Genomic DNA, 18,446 nt, shown 5'->3' with positions numbered 1-18,446 from the left:
AGCCAATCTAAAATCTTTTGTTGGTTTCGCTCCACTAGGGTTCAACGTACAAGGTATTATTAAAAAAACCTGGTTTAGGGATACCTAATTTCTACCTATTTTTTCTTCGGTTAACCGTACTTCAATACTCACTTTATGGGCGAACATTACTGTCATTTTTTCGTCTCTTGTGAGGTCAATGAAGTCGCGTTCGCTAGGCGAGGATAAATTACTGACTTATGGGAGGCTTTAGTGAGTTTTATTTATTCCCACTACCCAAAAAAAGTATAATTTTGGAGTGCTGATTTAGGCAGGTATCAAGATATTCATTGCCCCGTAAAACAGCGAAATCAACTGAGAAGTTGTGCTGATTATTACCATAGCGAAACGAATAAGCTATTAGGGCATAATGTTGTGAAAGATGGAACAGGGTATGGAACTAAATTTACAGAAATTTTATAGCGCCTGCAATCCCAGCTACACCCTGGCAGTAGCAAATCAAAAAGACCGACAATACTATATCGATTTCTCTTCAGTGCGGGGCGGCACAATCGTCGAACAATTGGAGCGCACCATCAGCCGTCTGTCCCCCGATGCACCTACCTGTCAATTATTCACCGGTCACATCGGCTCTGGTAAATCAACTGAATTGCTGCGGCTGCAAGCTCAATTGCAGCAACAAGGATTTCATGTTGTTTACTTTGAGTCGAGTAAAGACTTAGACATGGCAGATGTAGATATCACTGATATTTTGTTGAGCGTTGCTCGTCAGGTGAGCGAAAGCATTGAGAAAATGAAAATCAAGCTGCAACCGAGGGGTTTTAAAGCTTTGCTCAAAGGGGTTGCTGATGTTTTTCAAACTCAAATAGACTTGAGCGCTGAAGCTAATGTCCCTGGTGTTGGGGAAATAAATGCCAGCACGGAGGGAGAATTTTCTCTGGCGTTGGGAATTGGCAAAATTACTGCTAAAGCGAAAGATGCTCCGAATCTGCGATCGGAGTTGAGGCAATATTTGGAGCCGCGAACTAACGTAATTTTAGATGCGCTGAATAAGGAGTTGCTGGAGCCGGCTAATCAAGAACTCAAACGCCAGGGGAAACAAGGACTTGTAGTAATTATCGACAATCTCGATCGCATACACCTGTGCGCGAAACCGACGGGGCGGCTGCAGCCGGAATACCTGTTTGTCGATCGCGGCGAACAGTTGGCAAGACTAAATTGTCACGTCGTGTATACAATTCCTTTGGTGCTGATTTTCTCTAACGATTTGGGCCAGTTGACCAATCGATTTGGGGTAGATCCGAAGGTTTTGCCGATGGTGCCGGTGCAGTTTAGCGACGGTTCTGAGTGCTCTGAGGGTCTGGAATTGCTGCGTCAGATGGTTCTGGCGCGTGCTTTTCCCACAGTGCAGCCTTCGCAGCGCTATGCTTTGGTGGGCAAAGTTTTCGACTCTGCGGAAACTCTCGATCGCCTGTGTCGAGTCAGCGGCGGTCATGTCCGCAATTTGCTGCAACTGCTGTATAGCTGTCTGCAGAAACAAGACCCTCCTCTGTCGCGGGAAACTTTGGAAAATGTGATCGTCCAGCGCCGCCACCAGCTTACTTTGGCGATCGAACCTGATGAGTGGCAATTGCTGCGCCAAGTATCAGCTACCAAAACTGTGACTGGGGAAACTAAATACCAAATCTTGCTGCGTAGTCTCTGGGTGTTTGAATACCGTTACGGCGAGGATTACTGGTTTGATGTCAATCCGATTTTGGCTGACGCCAAAGAGTTTCGGGAAACAGTTAACAGTTGACAGTTAACAGTTGACGGTTTACAGTCACTCGGCGAGGAAAATCGCTTCTGAATCAACGAAGTTCACTCGTAGCCGACTAAAGAATAAGGGCCCAACTGTAGCAGGATCTGGTATGAAAACTAACAAAACTCAACCGTTAACAGTCAACAGTCAACAGTCAACAGTCAACTAACAAAAATGATTAAAGGCACTACTAAACTATTGGGAGTAATTGGTCATCCCGTCGAACATTCTCTGTCGCCGGCGATGCACAATGCTGCTATTTCCCACTTGGGAGTCGATTTTGTTTACTTGCCCTTTCCGGTAAAACCAGGGGATTTAAAAGCTGCTCTTGCAGGATTTGCGGCAATCGGCGTTCGGGGATTTAGCATCACGATTCCGCACAAACAAGCCATCTTACCGCTGCTGTCGGAAGTTTCCCCGATCGCCCGAGCGATCGGCGCAGTCAATACCGTATACCTGACTGACAAAGGTTGGTGCGGCACAAATACTGACGTTGAAGGCTTTCTCGCGCCGCTGCAAACCCCCCCAACCCCCCCTTACCAAGGGGGGGCTAAAGACGCGACCTCTCCCTTAGAAAGGGGCAATACGGCTGTTGAATCCTGTCCCCCCCCTTACCAAGGGGGGGCTGTTGAATCCTGTCCCCCCCCTTACCAAGGGGGGGCTAGGGGGGGTTCCGATTGGAGTCAGAAAGTAGCGGTAATTTTGGGGAATGGCGGGGCGGCGAGAGCTGTTGTGGCTGGATGCGCTCAATTGGGATGTGCAGAGATTCACGTTGTCGGCCGCAACGAACAAAATTTAGCGGAATTTCAGCAGAGTTGGGTCAATTCTCCGATGCCCGTGCAGAATTTGCAGGTGCATACTTGGGATAAATTGTCAATGTTAATCTCGCAGGCAGATTTGCTGGTGAACACGACGCCTGTGGGGATGTATCCGCAGGGGGAAAAGTCGCCAATTGCGGATGGTGCGCTCGATCGAATTTCAGCAGGTGCGATCGTCTATGATTTAATTTACACCCCTAATCCTACGCAGTTTCTCAAAGATGCACAGCTTCGGGGAGCGCGAGCTATTGACGGACTCGAAATGCTAGTTCAACAAGGAGCAGCCGCCTTAAAAATTTGGCTGGATAAAGAATCCGTCCCAGTTGATGTGATGCGCCAAGCCTTGCGACAGCATTTAGGTCTAGACTAATGCCATTTCTTCAAAAAGTAGCTGTAGTTTTCAGAATTCCTATAAGTAGGAATTAGAGGCTGAATTCGCGCTAAGCTGAGAATTAAAATATACTTGCCCCGCCATTTATGAAATTTCGAGCTATCAGCCTTTTTTTTGCTACTTGCCTAATCGGAATTTTTAGTTTGGTATTCACTCCACCTGCTTGGGCTCTGACGCAGATTAAACTTTCCGACCTTTCTTATCGCGAATGTCCTGCCGAAATGGGAGAAGGAACAGTCACCAGTGGCAGTTCTATGGAAGCTACCTGCTTTTTGATTACTGGGAAAGCTGAAAATAGCACCGGCAAACCAGTTGTCAATGCCGATATTTTCGGCCGCATTTATGATGCCGACGACAATCCGGTGATGCAAAATCGCACTCGCTTGGGTTCTATAGAAGAAGTTCCTCCCGGAGTTAGCGATTTTCAGCTCAGAATTTCGGTTGCGGCCAATCAACGAACACCTTTGAAGCTCAAGCAATTTAAAGCTACAGGTTTTACTGGCGTGGTTCGCCGTTAAGGAAACTCTTTGAGATTTTAGATTGCTGAGAAAGAGATTTTGGGTTGGCTGCCCGTTAAACCGGGGTGCAGTTTTAGATTTGAGATTTGTGATTTGAGATTGTTGAGTGGCTGGCAATTTCTCATTTCTAATGTACGATGAACTCCCCAGCTTTTCAACCAGGGAGTTCATCTAAAAATGTCAAATCTAAAATTTAGTTGCAGGCAGCTAGGTCTGCCAAACAATTTACGCTCGATGCTTAAAAACTTAAGCTTTTCAAACTACAAGGATGTTTGCAAGCTGGTCAAAAGACCGATCAAGAATTCCGAGCCGAACTGAAGTACAAAAAACGCAATCAGTGCCGAAAAGTCAATCCCTCCCAAGGGGGGGATAATCGATCGGAATAGATTTAGGTAAGGATCTGTTAACTGACTCAAAATCGAAAACGGGGGGTCGTACCAATTGATATTGGGGAACCAGCTTAACAGCACCCGAAAAATCATCAGGACTAGATAGATTTGCAGAAATGTCGCTAGCGTGGTTGCCAAAAGGCCTATTGAAGAACTCATAAATTTTGCTTGTAGTTTGAGTAAAGTTTACAGACACTTTAACTGTGAGTTTAGCATAGCTGGGGGAGTGACAGAGGAGGGAGAGGGGGGAGAGGGGGAGCATCAAGCTTTTTACGGGCGGGCAGGATATGATACCCACCCCACAATAAAATTCACTCTTTGTGGAACAGGCCCAAAAGCCAGTTCTGAAGAATGGCGCAAGATGTTAGTAGCCCCCATGGAGCTGCCAGACTAATCTAAAATTTTAAATGGATTCAGGAGTCTGGGGCGATCGAGCCCTCGTTGCCCGGCGCCGGCGCGTTGCCGTTTACGTCGCCGAGTTGCAGCCGCACGTCATCTATTGCCTGATTTAGCTGGGCAATTTTATCTTCTAAACTCAGCCTTGCTACTTCCATCCCGTCGGCTTCGAGTTGGCTGGCTTTCCTCTGGCGGATTTTTCTGGTTTTTGCGTCTGAAGGTTCACTCAGCAAAGCTTCAGCAGCGCGCCGCGACAGCACTGTGCCCAAAACTGCACCCACCAAGCCGCCAAGGGCAGCTCCGGCAATAAATCCCCCTGTAAAACCCTCTCGATTACTCATAGCTCAACTCAACTGCGCGATATTTCCTTAATTTGTTTATTTTGACACTCTCCCGGTGAGAAACCGGGAGATTGTTAGTTGTCAGGTAGGCGTTGCACAATTTGAAAAGGATGCTTGTGGGGTGTCCCGCCTGCTGTGAAAATACACGCCTTCGGGTTCATGGGCCCATCCCACAAAACAATCAAAATCATCCGGCAATTATGCAACACCGTCAGGTAAGGCGAGAATTCCGACTTCAGAGTTAAAGCGGATCATTTCCAAAGATCGATCGCCATAAAGATCTTCAATGTGTTCTAAGCAGCACTCGATCGCGAAATCGTTTAATTGGGCCGGTTCAACGCCGTACATCTCCTGAAACACCTCTGAGTCTACCCGACAAAAGCGCGGTCGATCGCCATAAATTCCGCATTCTCGGGTCGCTTTGTCAAAATTGATACACCAGCCGTCATCTCCGACTAAGCTCAAATAGAGCGATAATTCGTCTTCAGATAAATACTCGTCTAAGTCGGGGCGCTCTGTTGGGTCGAGGTAACAACAAGCACCGCACTGCTTTACGCAACGCCAAGTAGCCATAGTTTGATTTTAGATTTTAGATTTTAGATTTTAGATTTTAGATTCGGAGCATAATCGGGAAAATGCCAAACTTTAGGAGATTGGGGCTCTTCAAGTATATCAATTGCCAGCGCCGGAGGCGGATCTCCTCTAGGGGCATTCGATTTTAGATTTGAGGTTTTAGATTCCGCTCACTTTCGGGGAAGGGGCATCAAGTACCTGGTTTGGTGTCACTGAGAGGTCGATCCTAGTTTACATTTTGTTGAATTTTGTAAAGTTCCTTAAAAAATAGGGACGATCGCCCGGTAAAATCAGAAGCGGATTTTCTAATTCAACAATCTAGACTTAATCACTACAGTCAGGAGGACACATGGACTTTATAACCAATCTTTTCAGTGGTATGGCAGGTGTAGACTACCAACTCATTGTTCAGGTAGCTTTACTCGCAGCCGTCGTGCTTTCGGGCCCGATCGTGATTTTTCTGTTGGCAGCTAAAGGCGGCGACCTGTAATAATAGCACGCTCCGGGGCGATCGAGAGTTTGGAGTTTTGAGTTTTAAATTATCCAAATTTCACAACGCTCGATCGCCAATTTTCCATGATGCACGAAATTTTTTATCAAATACCGAGTTATCAAATACCCAGGGCGTGTTTAGCAGTTTGAATCAAATTCTCAAAAAAAGGTAGAGATACATCGACTTCTCTAGCATCTTTGCGGGAGTTACCTAACAAACCGATGTTTTGTCCGGGTGAAACAGCCAGAACTTGCCCTTGAGAGTTGCGAATTCTCAATTCCTCGATCGAGCCTGCAGGAGACAGACTGCAAGAATAAGTGCGATCGCAGTAATCAAACTCAACTTTTCCCAACCTCGGTGGCCTGGAAGTAGCAGCATTTGCCGGTAGCCGAACACCCAACAATTCTAACTCCACCGATGTCTTGCCATTAAAACTATTTTCCCGCAATCGGTAAGCAATATCAACCCGCCGAGGCAAAGGAAAATATTCGCCCCAACGCCAAGCAATCGCCTTCACACTAGCCGCTACTTTTCCATCTTGAGTTGCAGTTAGTTTAACGTGACCTCCTTTACCAACAATTTTCTGTTCAGTTATGCAAACATTAGGCGTCCAAAATACAGGAGCCTTATTTTCAATCCCGCAAGGTTCCAGAGCATCAATTTGTCGGTAAAGGTCAAGATTAATCTCAGCCAAATCTGCTCGCACGTCAACTGAAACCAGCGGTTTTAGGTGTTCCGGCTGCAAGCATTGATTGGCAAAAATTGACAGTTGATTGCGGAATTGTTCGAGATTCTGGGCCGGCATCGAAAAACCGCCAGCCGCTTTGTGTCCGCCAAATTTAGTTAATAAATCCGCGCAAAAATTTAGCCCGTCAAATACATTAAACTCAGGAATTCCCCGCGCCGAGCCCCGGACAATTTTATGGGCGACCGTCCCTACAGCCTCGTTTTCGCCAGCCTCATCCTCAAAAGTACCGATAAACACAGGTACGCCGTAGCGTTCCACCAACCGAGAAGCTACAATCCCGATCACCCCGTGGTGCCAACCCGGTTGCACGACAACTAAAACTCGTTCTTGCTGCAAGTCTATAGCCCTTTCCTCGCACCAAGCAATTGCTTCCTGCTCAATTTCCTGGCACAACTCCTGCCTGCGCTGATTGATTTGTTCGCACTGCATCGCGTTTTTCAGAGCCAATTCGCGATCGTCCGTAGTCAGCAACTCTATCACAATTTGAGGGTCAGCCAGCCGCCCCACAGCATTAATCCGGGGGCCGAGCCTAAAACCAATATCTTCAGGCTTTAACGTATTGCTAGCTTGGCTTTTTGAATTCAGAAGAGGTAAACTTTCCGTACTTCCCGGCTGCACTCCCGCCACCTGAATCAAAGCCTGAATACCCGCCAATTGCGAGTGAGGCAACAGCCGCAAACCCCGCTTCACCCAGCGCCGATTAACTCCTGTCAAAGGCGCTAAATCCGCAATAGTTCCCAACGTAAATAACTCCAGCAGCGGATTCACCAACCCGCCAACTTTCTGCATATCAATCGCCAAAGTAATAGCCAAAACATAAGCAACGCCTACGCCAGCCAAACCGCGATAAGGTGAAGATTCCGCGATTAATTTCGGGTTGAGAATAGCATCAGCCGGCGGCAGTTTTGGTGGCAAGTCGTGGTGGTCTGTAATAATAACTTTGACACCGAGTTCTCGTGCTCTGGCAACCGGGCCGTAGGCGGAAATTCCGTTGTCAACCGTGAGAATGAGAGCGACACCTTCCGAGTGAAATTCTTCTACAATGCGATCGTTAATCCCATAACCTTCTCGCATCCGGCTGGGAATAGCATAATCCACATTCGCCCCCAGCAGCCTCAGAGCTCGCAGCAACAAAGCGGTGCTCGTCATCCCGTCAGCATCGTAGTCGCCGCAAATCGCAATTTTTTGCCCTCCCGAAATCGCTTCCCGCAACAGTTTGATACTCGCAGCCAAATCTGGAAACTCATCGGTTGGCGCGGGCAAAACCAGAGATTCCGGTTCGATAAACCCTTGCACTTCTTTCAGAGAATCGATGCCCCGGTTAATCAGTACCTGTGCCAGCAAGGGCGACAAACCGATTTCGGCGGCAAATTGTTCGGCTTGCTGTGTTTGAGGCGAATAAATTTGCCACCGTTGGTTTGGCAATCGGTGAAAATGCGGGGGTAGAGATGTCGGTAGCTCTTGCACGGAAGCTGAGGTTTAAATATACATAGTTAATCTTACCTAATTAAGTGCATCAGTCAATCAATTTTAGATTTGAGATTTTAGGTTTTAGATTTTAGATTGATCCTAAAGATTAGTTTTTTGGGTAAAATCGAAAGGTTGTTTGTAGGAAAGCTTTTTTCGGAAGCTCTCACCGCACCCAAATAGGGATACAAGCCCCCGACAGCAGTCGTGGAGACCAAAAAATTTTAGAGCAAAGTTCAAACCCCCCAGATTTATCTGTGGAGTCAATCTAAAATCTCGAATCTCAAATCGACAGGCGGGAGCCGAAGAACTAAGTGTCGCCGGCATTGGCGCTGCCAGCCCTAGGGCGCAGACTACTAATTTAATGAGGAGACTTGCATGAGTCGCGATCGACCGCCTTGGTTTAAAATTGCATTACAGGTTCGGGGGTCTGTCATTCCCTCCATTTTGCCCCGCGTTTTGCTGTGCGGCGGCTTTGGAGTTATTATTTCCCTGCTGCACTTTTTTAATTGGCCAGTGTCCATGCCGATTTTGTCGAGTATTGTACCGAGTATTGTCCTGGGTTTACTGTTAGTTTTCCGGACAAATACAGCCTACGAACGATTTTGGGAAGGTCGCAGATTTTGGGGTACTTTAAACAATAACATCCGCAATTTGGCTCGTCAAATCTGGGTAGCAATTGAGGAAAAAGACCCGCAGGATATCATAGAAAAAAAGTCAGCACTGCGCCTATTAGTTGCCTTGGCAGTGGCAATGAAACTGCACTTGCGGCAAGAATCAGTCAATCCAGAGTTGGAGCCGTTAATGTCCCCAGCGCAGTACCAAAAGCTCAAATCGATGAACAATCCGCCCCTAGAAATTGCCTTTTGGATTGAGGATTATATGCACGAGCAGTACGAGCGCAATTGCCTGGATGTTTATCAGTTAACTGGTATGAATGAGTTGCTCAACTCTATGATTGATGTCTTAGGGGGCTGCGAGCGCATTTTGAAGACGCCTATCCCTTTGGCTTACGCGATTCACCTGAAACAACTATTGTTGCTTTACTGTTTGGCACTGCCCTTTCAAATGGTGAAGGATTTGGGTTGGGGAACCGGCCCAGTTGTGGCTTTAATTAGTTTTACTTTGTTCGGCATAGAAGAAATCGGCATTGAAATAGAAAATCCCTTCGGTCACGATGCCAATGATTTGCCTTTGGACAATATGTGTGCTGCTATGCAGCGCAATATGGACGATTTAATTTCTTTATCTCCTAGCGTTCACGAACACGTGAAAGATAAGTAAAGTCCTTCGATTTTAGATTTTAGATTTTAGATTTTAGATTTGTAGACACCATCTAAAATCTAAAATCTTGGGGTTAATTTTTAACAATAAACCGCATTAACCCAGCCAATACTAACAATACAGGTGTCAGCCAATCTCCCCACCGCACGTACAAAGTCTGAGTTTGGCGCCGATAAATAGTAGCATCCCGAACTTCATAGGTATTAATTCTCGACTTCCAAACCGTCTCGCCGCGAGGATTTACAAAAGCAGAGTAACCTGTATTAGTTGCGATAGCTGCCCATCTATCAGTTTCAATTGCCCGCATCACATCTAGAGCATGATGTTGATCCAACATTGGCGGTTTGTAATGGGCATTGTTGGAAGCGGTGATCATAAATTCACCTCCCTTCGCCGCCTGATATCGGAAAATTTCCGCAAACGCCGAATCGTAACAAATTCCGACAATGGCGCGGCCAAACGGCGTATCAAACAATTGTTGAGAATTACCGGGTACTAAATGAGCATCTAAGGGAGAAAGCCGATTAATAATCCCGCCTAAGATTTCGTAAAAAGGGATATATTCGCCTAAAGGTACGAGCTTGAGTTTATCGTAGCGGCCGACAATTTCTCCTGTGCGATCGATCGCCAATAAGCTGTTAGTGATACTATTCTCTTGCTGTCCGAAGCCTCCAACCCAAGCCACAACGCCGCGTTCGAGAATAGCTTGGTAAAAAGAAAGAGTAGAACGCTGATACTCGTTTGTCCAGATAAAAGGCAAAGCCGTCTCTGGAATTAACACAGCATCGACTTTCCTGTCTGCTAACTGTTTGTATCCAGTGGTGTAACCTTCCAAAGCGCGCCCCCAACCCGCTGAATCAAACTTAATCTCGTTAGGAATGTTGCCTTGAATAATGCCAATTTTTAAAGCGGTTGCAGCTTCTTGATTCAAAGGGCGGTTGTATAAGCTCCATCCTGCAATATGCAAAACTAAACACAAACTCCCAGGCAAAATATAAGGAATCCAATTCTTCCTTCTTCCTTCTTCCTTCTTCCTTCTTCCTTCAATAAAAGCTTCGGCGATTAAGCCATTTACTGCTACAATAGCGGCTGTTACTGCGCTGGGTCCGGAGAGTTGACCGAGGTGCAATATTGCTAAATTGTGCGGGCTTTGCGTGTAAGATAGTGATGTCCACCACAGCGAACCTGTACTCCAAATACTTTCTAAGGCACACCACAAAGCTGTGCCAATAAAAAGGCGAGTTAATGCTGAAAATTTAGAGCTACTCCCGCCAGCCACCCCTTGTAAAGGCGGGGAGTTAAGAAGAATAAGATCAGAGGTACCCCCCCCAGCCCCCCCTTGTAAAGGGGGGGAGTTAAGAAGAATAATAGGATTTTTGCCGGGTAAAGTGAGGGAGTTGAGAATTACAAATAACCACGCCCAAACGGCAACTAAGGCGGCTCCCCACAGGGTGATGAAGGCCCAGCAAAAAAGTGCGATCGCCAAACTCGGCCACCAAGGAACTCCCAACCAAGTCATCGGGTGAATTCCCCTAATCCAAGATAAAGCTAATCCGTGATAGCCAATTCCCCAGAGTGAAGGAAGAAGGAAGAATGAAGCAGGAAGAAGGAAGAATTTTTGTTGTTTTACTTCTTGAAGAGGCCTTTCATAACTAACAACCAAAATCCAGAGGGGAACTAGGGCTACCCAAGCCAATAGCCAAGCATTTACTGGGGCGGTTGTCAATGCCATCAAAATGCCGCTAAAAAATGCGATCGCCCAGGCTAATGTTTTGGATTTATGAACCGCGAGTTTTGCAAATTTGTGCCTGTTAAATATCGCCACTTTGATGATTGCCAAAAATAATAATTCCTAATTAATATATCAGATCGCTCGGGAAGAAGGAAGCTCGGCAACGCGCGGTGTATGGGATTTAAAGGATTTAACGAATTTAACAGAAGGAAATCTATCAAATTCTACTTGCCAAAACAAAAAGCGCCCCTATTTCTAGGAGCGCTTTTTGTTAAATCAAAAGCTAAATTTAGCCGTTGATGGAAGGAGCAACCATTGCTACTGGGGTGACTTCACCGGCGGCCAAGTCGAGGGGGAAGTTGTGAGCGTTGCGCTCGTGCATTACTTCCATACCCAAGTTAGCGCGGTTGATGACATCAGCCCAAGTGTTGATGACGCGACCTTGCGAGTCGATAATCGATTGGTTGAAGTTGAAACCGTTCAAGTTAAACGCCATCGTGGAAATACCCAAAGCGGTAAACCAGATACCGACAACTGGCCATGCACCTAACAAGAAGTGCAAGGAACGGCTGTTGTTAAAGGAAGCGTATTGGAAGATTAACCGACCGAAGTAGCCGTGGGCTGCGACGATGTTGTAGGTTTCTTCTTCTTGACCGAATTTGTAACCGTAGTTCAAAGATTCAGTTTCGGTTGTTTCGCGAACCAAAGAAGATGTTACTAAGGAACCGTGCATGGCGGAGAACAAGCTACCACCGAAGACACCAGCAACTCCCAACATATGGAAGGGGTGCATCAGGATGTTGTGTTCTGCTTGGAACACGATCATGAAGTTGAATGTGCCGGAGATACCCAAGGGCATACCGTCAGAAAAGCTGCCTTGTCCGATCGGGTAGATCAAGAATACTGCGGTTGCTGCTGCAACTGGTGCAGAGTAAGCGACGCAGATCCAAGGACGCATACCTAAGCGGTAGGACAATTCCCATTCGCGACCCATGTAGCAAAATACACCGATCAGGAAGTGGAAAATTACCAATTGGTAAGGGCCGCCGTTGTACAACCACTCATCGAGGGAAGCTGCTTCCCAGATGGGATAGAAGTGAAGCCCGATCGCATTGGATGAAGGAACAACAGCACCACTAATGATGTTGTTGCCGTACATCAAGGAACCTGCAACTGGTTCGCGGATGCCGTCGATGTCCACTGGAGGAGCAGCGATGAAGGCGATGATGTAGCAGATGGTGGCACTCAACAAGGTGGGAATCATCAAGACGCCGAACCAACCCACATAAATGCGGTTGTCAGTGCTAGTTACCCACTCGCAGAACCGTTCCCAAACGTTGCCGCTTTCGCGACGCTGTACGGTTGTTGTCATTTGGTTTATGATGGCTTAATTGAATTTTCAAGGTTCGTTGTGGGGATGCCCCACGCTTATATTAGTAACACCATTCACTAAAGTTTGCCAAGGGATTACTGCTGACAATTTAAAGATTTTACAAACATTTACAAAAATTTAATTCTTGATAAATATTTATAGTTGTTTACAAAGTAATATTACCCACCTAACACGTTAAATATAGCGACCTGAAGAACTGAATCTATTATCTGTAGGTTGATCCAGCACTTGGAGCCAATTCTTTTTGTTCAGGTCGATTCTCTTTCTACTTAAATATCTGTTAATTAAGTAGAAAGAGATAATTTTTAATATTTATTAACATAGAACTGGTGGCTTCTGCGAGGGGAATTTTTTATCGGGAGAATACTGAAAAGTTGGTTTTTAGTGCGATCGGGCGGCATTCTCAATAATCTCCAATCAACCCGGTTTATTGACGAAAAAAGAAACCCGGTTTCTGAGGCGCTGGGCAATAGAAATTAACCGGGTTTCTGAGGATGAGCCCGCAAGTTCTGCGTAAAAATTAGCCCTTAGCCTGGGGGCCACTTCATCTGCCGACCGCCGAGAATGTGAAGGTGCAGGTGGTCTACAGTTTGGCCGCCGTCGCTGCCGCTATTAATGACGACGCGATAGCCGTTGCTAAGTCCGAGTTGTTCTGCTACGCGCTTGACAGTCAGCAGCAAGTGTCCCATGAGAGCATGATCATCCGACTCGGCATCGGCTAATTTGGCAATAGGCTGTTTGGGAATGACGAGGATGTGGACGGGCGCTTGCGGATTGATATCTCGGAACGCGAGGGCCAAGTCGTCCTCATAAACGATGTCTGCGGGAATCTCTTTGCGGATGATTTTGCTGAAAAGCGTTTCTTGAGTTGTCATGGGTTGTTAACGAAGGAAGAAGGAAGTTCGGCAACGGATTCTGTAACGGATGTAACGGATGTAACGGATGTCGGGAAGAGGGAAGAGGGAAGACCCAGCAGGAGAGAAGGAAGAGGAGAAAAAGAAGAGGCAAGGAAAAGTTTTTCTTGCCTCTCCCGATATTCATTAGTCATTGTTAATCATAATAGATGATGAATCAGGGACAGGCAAATTAAGGATTAAGAAAAATGCTTGCTAGGGTTTGGAGTGCATCGATCGTTGGAATTGACGCGGTAAAGGTGGGTGTTGAGGCTGATGTGTCAGGGGGGCTACCAAAAATCGTCGTTGTGGGATTGCCCGATTCTGCGGTGCAAGAAGCTAAAGAAAGGGTTAGGGCTACGCTAAAAAATTCGGGATATGCTTTTCCCATGCGGAGTATTGTGATTAATTTGACTCCGGCGGATTTGCGGAAGGAAGGGCCGAGTTTTGATTTGCCGATCGCCATTGGCATTTTAGCAGCATCGGAACAAGTCAGCGGTCAACTTTTGGGAGATTATTTGTTTTTAGGGGAACTTTCTTTAGATGGGAGTTTGCGGCCTGTGGCTGGGGTTTTGCCGATCGCCGCTGCTGCTCAAAAAATGGGTATTTCGGGGTTGGTTGTACCGGCTGGTAACGCGCAGGAAGCGGCTTTGGTGCACGGAATATCTGTTTATGGTTTTGAGAATATTTTTGCTGTTACTGATTTTTTAAACAATCCTGAAGTTTATTCGCCTGTAGAAGTAAACGGTCGAGAAGAGTTAGCAAAAACGCGGTTTCCGGGTTTAGATTTAAAGGATGTAAAAGGGCAAATTCACGCGCGGCGGGCTTTGGAAATTGCGGCGGCGGGGGGACACAATTTAATTTTTGTGGGGCCGCCAGGGAGCGGTAAGACGATGTTGGCGAGGCGTTTGCCGGGTATTTTGCCGCCGCTGACTTTTGAGGAAGCTTTGGATGTAACTCAAATTCATTCGGTGGCTGGGTTATTGAAGGATAAGGGAAGCTTGGTGGGCGATCGGCCTTTTCGCAGTCCTCACCATTCGGCATCTGGCCCTTCTTTGGTAGGTGGCGGCAGTTTTCCGCGTCCGGGGGAAATTTCTTTAGCACATAGGGGCATCCTTTTTTTGGATGAATTAACTGAGTTTAAAAGAGATGTTTTGGAGTTTTTGCGACAACCGCTGGAAGATGGTTATGTGACGATTTCTCGAACTAGACAATCGGTGATGTTTCCGGCTCAATTCACTTTAGTTGCAAGTACGAATCCTTGTGCTTGCGGTTATTACGGCGATTCGATTCAACAGTGTACTTGTTCGCCGCAAAAGAGGGAGCAATATTGGGCTAAACTGTCGGGGCCTTTGATGGATCGGATTGATTTGCAAGTGGCGGTTAATCGTTTGAAACCCGAGGAAATTACGCGACAGCCGACAGGGGAAGAGTCTGAACCAGTGCGGGTGAGGGTGCAGCGGGCGCGAGAGCTCGCTACTCGCCGTTTTCAGTCGGAATCTAGTTTGCGCTGTAATGCGGAGATGCAAAGCAGTCACATTAACAAATGGTGTCAGTTGGATGAAGCTTCTCGGAATTTATTGGAAATGGCGATTCGGAAGTTGGGGCTTTCGGCGAGGGCGAGCGATCGCATTTTGAAGGTTGCTAGAACTATTGCTGATTTGTCGGGGGATGAAAGCTTGAAAACTAATCATGTGGGGGAGGCGGTGCAGTATCGGACGATCGATCGGATGCAGTAAACAGCGGCTCAAAAGACACAATCCCCCGATCCCCGACTTCTTAAAGAAGTTGGGGATATAACAGTTGATTCGGCGATTTAAATCGCTTCTAAACATACAAAGTCCCAGCCGAGGGGGACTGAGGGATTAAGGAGGTATTTAAGCTGGATTGATGTTGTCCAATTATTTGATTGAGCCAGTGAAACGCGCCCATGTTCCCATGTTTATTGTCTGATTTTGTGCTGCATGATGCCAGGAGAACTTGTGACAGTTGCGTAAGTTCTGTTAGTGTTAGATTGGGGGAGGCGACAGCAAACCAAAGCAGCAGTTAAAGTGGCGATCGAGGAAGCTTTAGATCGATTTCCCGAAAGCTACTCAACTGAAGTGTATCAGCCCAAATGTTAAGAGGTTTATCAGCAGGTCTACGAATCTTATTCTGAGGCTGGACGCTGTATTTATACCACCGCAGGTTGAAGCTGGTATCAATGCCACCCACCCACAGCTTTTGTCAAAAACCCCTCATAATTTAATCAAAAATTTATCAAGTTGTTACCCACTTTTTGTCATTTTTACTGTAATTTATGATACCGATCGCCCAAGTTGCCCTAATCTCCACAACGGCAGAATTTTTAATATTTAAGTTCCCCCTCCCCCTCTCCCTCGCTATTCCTCGCTATTCCTCGCTATTCCTCGCTATTCCTCGCTATTCCTCTTTCCCTCGCCCCCTCTCCCTGTTTCAACCTAAAATTTAAAATTTTTGAGTGACGAATCATGGCACGATCGCAGCGCGTTTTGATACCATGCAATCAAGCGGAAGACAATCAGGGAATGCACTGGAGGTGTGTAAATGGAGCTTTTAGCAGAACAAAAACGGTGCTTGGATTGCTTGGCAAGCTCGATCGAGCAATTAGGAGGTCGAGTAGATATTCCAAAGCTGGAGCAGATAGCTGAGCTAATCATTCAAGCGATGAGAGGGCCTTGGCGCTCCTTTCACACGTCGGAACACATTTTTGAGGTCGGGGGGTCAGTCGATCCGATCGAGGTGCTGGCTGCGCTGTTTCACGACCTCGTGTACGTGCAAGTCGATCAGGGGGTTAGTTTCAATATTAGCAGCGCCCTTTGTCCTTTTGTCAAAGAGGTGCGATCCCAGTTAGTTATTAGAGATGAAACCGAACTGCCCGACGATGCCATGTATCACCTAGTGGCCTCAGTCTTTGGGTTTATTCCCGGCAAGGCTCTCTCTCGGTTTGCGGGTGAAAACGAATTTTTGAGTGCCGTTATTGCTGCCAAATGTTTGGAGCCTTTTTTGCCAGCTAGTACGATCGCCGAAATCGCCGCTTGCATCGAAGCTACTATTCCTTTTCGTCCGCTTTCGCCCAGTGGTTTGAGCGCGATCGAACTTTTGCACCAGCGTTTGGTAAGTGCGAACCGCGATTTTAACTTGGGATGGAGCGATGCCCAAACCGTAGAAATTGTCAAGCGTGCTGTCAGGTTAGCAAATCGGGATGTCGAGAATTTTGCCTCTCCAAATTCCTCTAATTTCTTAGACAATACCTGGAACTTGATGCCAGAAACCAACCACGAATTGACCAATGTTAATTCCTATACTGTTGCCGGATATCGCAAGTCTCTGCAAAAAATGGAAGGATTTTTGAAGTTCCTCAAACCCGAACTGGTTTTCCAGCACTTTATGCAAGAGCCGGACGATGAAACCTACGCTAACCTGATTGCCCGAACTCGCAAAAATATCGAAGTTGCTAAACTTTATTTTGGTGTCAAGCTAATTACCATCGCCATTTTAGAAGCTCTTTCCTACCGTTTGGGGCGCGATATTCCGCTTTCAACGATGATGGGAGAATTGCGGACACCAGGATTTAAAACCTCGGTTTTGGAGGATTACTTGCCCAACAGACAGAGCGCCTACCCCTTAGAGACTCAGTTGCAAAGAGAAGTGTTATACCTGCTAGAAATAGGACGCAATCAAGAATCGCGCTATGATATTAAAAACTCCCCGGTTTCTACGTTTATTATCAAATCTATCGGCTTTGCTGAAACTGAAAACTTGTTGAAGAAAGCTCAAGAGTTTTTTGCAGATCCTACTTCCTCGGAAGAGTTTCTCTCTTACTGCGCTCCCGATGTCATCGAGACCATCTCCTCCGGCGTGATGAAACTCTTTGAGAGCAGGAAGACGGCTTTAGGGAAAGTTAAATTAGTTCACCAAACTGTTTCTTAAGATAGGTTGGCACAATCTTAAAACGTTTTCCATTGCAGAAACTAGGTTTCTTGAGTTCAGCCACAATGTCCGGTTAGTCTGAGATGTTGCACCATTCTCGCTTAACAGGCTTTCGGGCCTGTTCGACGAAGAATCAGTTTTCTTGTGGGGTGGGCAGGAGATCCCGCCCATAGCAGGCTTATTGACAATGGTGCAAGATCTCAGTTGAAACCATAAAAAAAGTCCTCTTTAAAGGACTTTAGCTATGAGCCTGGGGTTTGAACCCCAGGCGGGCTAATTCGACATCCAACTTCTATTGCGGTGAACCAGTCGCACCCTCTGCGCCGGAGTTGCTCTCAGGTACACCCGTACCCGTAGGATTAGAATCGCTCTGGCTTTCCGTATTGGTTTCGCCGCTGGTACCTGCTCCAGGAGCGCCCTCATCTTGAGTGGGAGATGGAGTAGCTGAACTCTCAGGTGCTGGAGTTGGCGCAGTGGAAGCTGGCTCATCCTGCGGAGTCGGAACCGTAGTATTGGTATTATTTGACGGCGAAGATGGAGACGGTGCTGCTTGCTGAGCAGGTGCATCTTGCTGCTGTGAATTTGGAATTGTAATATTGATATTGGGAGCCGGACTTGCTTGAGGAGCCGGAGTTGCGTTTTGAGCTGGACTTGGTTGAGGAGCAGGCGTAGCCTTTTGAACTGGAGATGGTTGAACCGGAACCGGAACAATTTTTTGAATGATCGTTTTTTCTCTCTCTATAGTCCGAGTCGGAGCAGGTGTTGCTGAAGGTTGATTCGCTTTCGGTACAACAATCACAGGAGCAGCAGTAGGAGTAGGAGCCTCCTCACCCCGATTGAAGTAATATACACTGCCCAGAACTAAGCCTGCCAAAGAAGCAAGAAGAATCCCTAACAGTAACCCGCGACCAGCATTCTCATTATCGCGGACTTCTTGGACTCCAAGTTGGCGGTGGTTTTCCGCCATTTCACCCTGTACAAAACCTTGATGATGAGCTGCTTCTTTAGAAGCCTTCCCCGTTGTACTCGGAACACTTTTAGTAGTTCGCGTTGTACTGACGTGACCGTTAGTTGCATCTGTGTGAACTTCTTGATGAATTTCACGGCTAGAGCTATTTTCTTCGTTAGGTTTCATAATTATCTTCGCCACAACTATTCAAAAAATATTTGTCTGTAGGAGATGCTCTGGTTTGAAAACTTGAGCTAAGCTGTTCAGCATTTAAATCACTTACTTCGATTCACTGTCAAGATTAACTCAAGATTCACTCAAGATTCACTC

15 protein-coding genes are annotated in these 18,446 nt (G+C 46.6%); 7 read left to right on the top strand and 8 right to left on the bottom strand.

Translation table 11 applies throughout. The features are described from left to right. The first annotated feature begins 412 nt into the window (after positions 1–412). The 3 genes from QUA71_RS16860 (at position 413) to QUA71_RS16850 (ending at position 3,507) form a co-directional block, all read left to right on the top strand. A complete protein-coding gene (locus tag QUA71_RS16860; RefSeq protein ID WP_333286660.1) occupies positions 413–1,777 on the top strand; it encodes a P-loop NTPase fold protein in 1,365 nt (454 codons plus the stop codon). Between the two features lie 177 nt (positions 1,778–1,954). Beyond that, complete coding sequence (locus tag QUA71_RS16855; RefSeq protein WP_333286657.1) at positions 1,955–2,968, top strand: shikimate dehydrogenase; 1,014 nt, start codon at positions 1,955–1,957, stop codon at positions 2,966–2,968. 107 nt (positions 2,969–3,075) lie between these two features. Next, entirely contained in the window at positions 3,076–3,507 is a 432-nt protein-coding gene (locus tag QUA71_RS16850) for a hypothetical protein (protein WP_190657424.1), read from the top strand. A 260-nt stretch (positions 3,508–3,767) separates the two neighbouring features. Here QUA71_RS16850 and QUA71_RS16845 read toward each other — a convergent pair whose 3' ends face one another. The 3 genes from QUA71_RS16845 to QUA71_RS16835 all read right to left on the bottom strand — a co-directional run bounded on the left by QUA71_RS16845 (position 3,768) and on the right by QUA71_RS16835 (position 5,206). Next, positions 3,768–4,055: a YggT family protein gene (locus tag QUA71_RS16845; RefSeq protein WP_190657426.1), complete on the bottom strand. Its 288-nt coding sequence runs from the start codon at positions 4,053–4,055 to the stop codon at positions 3,768–3,770. Positions 4,056–4,309: 254 nt separating this feature from the next. After that, positions 4,310–4,633 (bottom strand): hypothetical protein, encoded by a 324-nt coding sequence (locus tag QUA71_RS16840; protein ID WP_190657428.1) that lies wholly within the window; start codon positions 4,631–4,633, stop codon positions 4,310–4,312. 198 nt (positions 4,634–4,831) lie between these two features. After that, positions 4,832–5,206 (bottom strand): YkgJ family cysteine cluster protein, encoded by a 375-nt coding sequence (locus tag QUA71_RS16835; RefSeq protein ID WP_333286655.1) that lies wholly within the window; start codon positions 5,204–5,206, stop codon positions 4,832–4,834. Between the two features lie 349 nt (positions 5,207–5,555). On the opposite strand from QUA71_RS16835, the gene psb30 reads away from it, so the two are divergent. Beyond that, positions 5,556–5,696: a photosystem II reaction center protein Ycf12/Psb30 gene (gene psb30 / locus QUA71_RS16830; RefSeq protein ID WP_190657431.1), complete on the top strand. Its 141-nt coding sequence runs from the start codon at positions 5,556–5,558 to the stop codon at positions 5,694–5,696. A 121-nt stretch (positions 5,697–5,817) separates the two neighbouring features. On the opposite strand, the gene recJ is transcribed toward psb30, so the two are convergent. Further along, entirely contained in the window at positions 5,818–7,914 is a 2,097-nt protein-coding gene (recJ, locus tag QUA71_RS16825; protein WP_333286652.1) for a single-stranded-DNA-specific exonuclease RecJ, read from the bottom strand. 378 nt (positions 7,915–8,292) lie between these two features. Between recJ and QUA71_RS16820 the strand changes: the two genes are divergently transcribed. Continuing rightward, positions 8,293–9,198: a bestrophin family ion channel gene (locus tag QUA71_RS16820; RefSeq protein ID WP_333286650.1), complete on the top strand. Its 906-nt coding sequence runs from the start codon at positions 8,293–8,295 to the stop codon at positions 9,196–9,198. A 73-nt stretch (positions 9,199–9,271) separates the two neighbouring features. On the opposite strand, the gene lnt is transcribed toward QUA71_RS16820, so the two are convergent. The 3 genes from lnt to QUA71_RS16805 all read right to left on the bottom strand — a co-directional run bounded on the left by lnt (position 9,272) and on the right by QUA71_RS16805 (position 13,198). Further along, complete coding sequence (gene lnt / locus QUA71_RS16815; RefSeq protein ID WP_445243791.1) at positions 9,272–11,023, bottom strand: apolipoprotein N-acyltransferase; 1,752 nt, start codon at positions 11,021–11,023, stop codon at positions 9,272–9,274. Between the two features lie 196 nt (positions 11,024–11,219). Then, on the bottom strand, positions 11,220–12,302 hold the full coding sequence (gene psbA, locus QUA71_RS16810; RefSeq protein ID WP_333286648.1) for a photosystem II q(b) protein: 1,083 nt from the start codon (positions 12,300–12,302) through the stop codon (positions 11,220–11,222). 548 nt (positions 12,303–12,850) lie between these two features. Next, the gene (locus QUA71_RS16805) at positions 12,851–13,198 is read right to left on the bottom strand and encodes a histidine triad nucleotide-binding protein (RefSeq protein ID WP_333286646.1); all 348 of its coding nucleotides are present in this window, start codon (positions 13,196–13,198) and stop codon (positions 12,851–12,853) included. A gap of 227 nt (positions 13,199–13,425) precedes the next feature. On the opposite strand from QUA71_RS16805, the gene QUA71_RS16800 reads away from it, so the two are divergent. Both QUA71_RS16800 and QUA71_RS16795 read left to right on the top strand, forming a co-directional pair. After that, positions 13,426–14,955 (top strand): YifB family Mg chelatase-like AAA ATPase, encoded by a 1,530-nt coding sequence (locus tag QUA71_RS16800; RefSeq protein ID WP_333286644.1) that lies wholly within the window; start codon positions 13,426–13,428, stop codon positions 14,953–14,955. 826 nt (positions 14,956–15,781) lie between these two features. Beyond that, positions 15,782–17,167 (top strand): hypothetical protein, encoded by a 1,386-nt coding sequence (locus QUA71_RS16795; RefSeq protein ID WP_333286642.1) that lies wholly within the window; start codon positions 15,782–15,784, stop codon positions 17,165–17,167. Between the two features lie 292 nt (positions 17,168–17,459). Here QUA71_RS16795 and QUA71_RS16790 read toward each other — a convergent pair whose 3' ends face one another. Continuing rightward, positions 17,460–18,302, bottom strand: a complete 843-nt coding sequence (locus QUA71_RS16790) for a hypothetical protein (protein WP_333286640.1) — start codon at positions 18,300–18,302, stop codon at positions 17,460–17,462. Positions 18,303–18,446: the final 144 nt, after the last annotated feature.

Origin of the sequence: Microcoleus sp. MON1_C5 (assembly GCF_036701875.1) — a bacterium.
GTDB lineage: Bacteria > Cyanobacteriota > Cyanobacteriia > Cyanobacteriales > Microcoleaceae > Microcoleus.
The sequence above is the reverse complement of the archived record's forward strand: the minus strand, read 5'-3'. Positions and strand labels throughout refer to the sequence as shown.

Coding starts and splice junctions, on each gene's coding strand:
- QUA71_RS16790 (WP_333286640.1), bottom strand. CDS start 18,302: ATGAAACCTAACGAAGAAAATAGCTCTAGCCGTGAAATTCATCAAGAA.
- QUA71_RS16835 (WP_333286655.1), bottom strand. CDS start 5,206: ATGGCTACTTGGCGTTGCGTAAAGCAGTGCGGTGCTTGTTGTTACCTC.
- psbA (WP_333286648.1), bottom strand. CDS start 12,302: ATGACAACAACCGTACAGCGTCGCGAAAGCGGCAACGTTTGGGAACGG.
- QUA71_RS16840 (WP_190657428.1), bottom strand. CDS start 4,633: ATGAGTAATCGAGAGGGTTTTACAGGGGGATTTATTGCCGGAGCTGCC.
- QUA71_RS16850 (WP_190657424.1), top strand. CDS start 3,076: ATGAAATTTCGAGCTATCAGCCTTTTTTTTGCTACTTGCCTAATCGGA.
- QUA71_RS16800 (WP_333286644.1), top strand. CDS start 13,426: ATGCTTGCTAGGGTTTGGAGTGCATCGATCGTTGGAATTGACGCGGTA.
- QUA71_RS16860 (WP_333286660.1), top strand. CDS start 413: ATGGAACTAAATTTACAGAAATTTTATAGCGCCTGCAATCCCAGCTAC.
- QUA71_RS16805 (WP_333286646.1), bottom strand. CDS start 13,198: ATGACAACTCAAGAAACGCTTTTCAGCAAAATCATCCGCAAAGAGATT.
- QUA71_RS16845 (WP_190657426.1), bottom strand. CDS start 4,055: ATGAGTTCTTCAATAGGCCTTTTGGCAACCACGCTAGCGACATTTCTG.
- QUA71_RS16820 (WP_333286650.1), top strand. CDS start 8,293: ATGAGTCGCGATCGACCGCCTTGGTTTAAAATTGCATTACAGGTTCGG.
- QUA71_RS16855 (WP_333286657.1), top strand. CDS start 1,955: ATGATTAAAGGCACTACTAAACTATTGGGAGTAATTGGTCATCCCGTC.
- QUA71_RS16795 (WP_333286642.1), top strand. CDS start 15,782: ATGGAGCTTTTAGCAGAACAAAAACGGTGCTTGGATTGCTTGGCAAGC.
- psb30 (WP_190657431.1), top strand. CDS start 5,556: ATGGACTTTATAACCAATCTTTTCAGTGGTATGGCAGGTGTAGACTAC.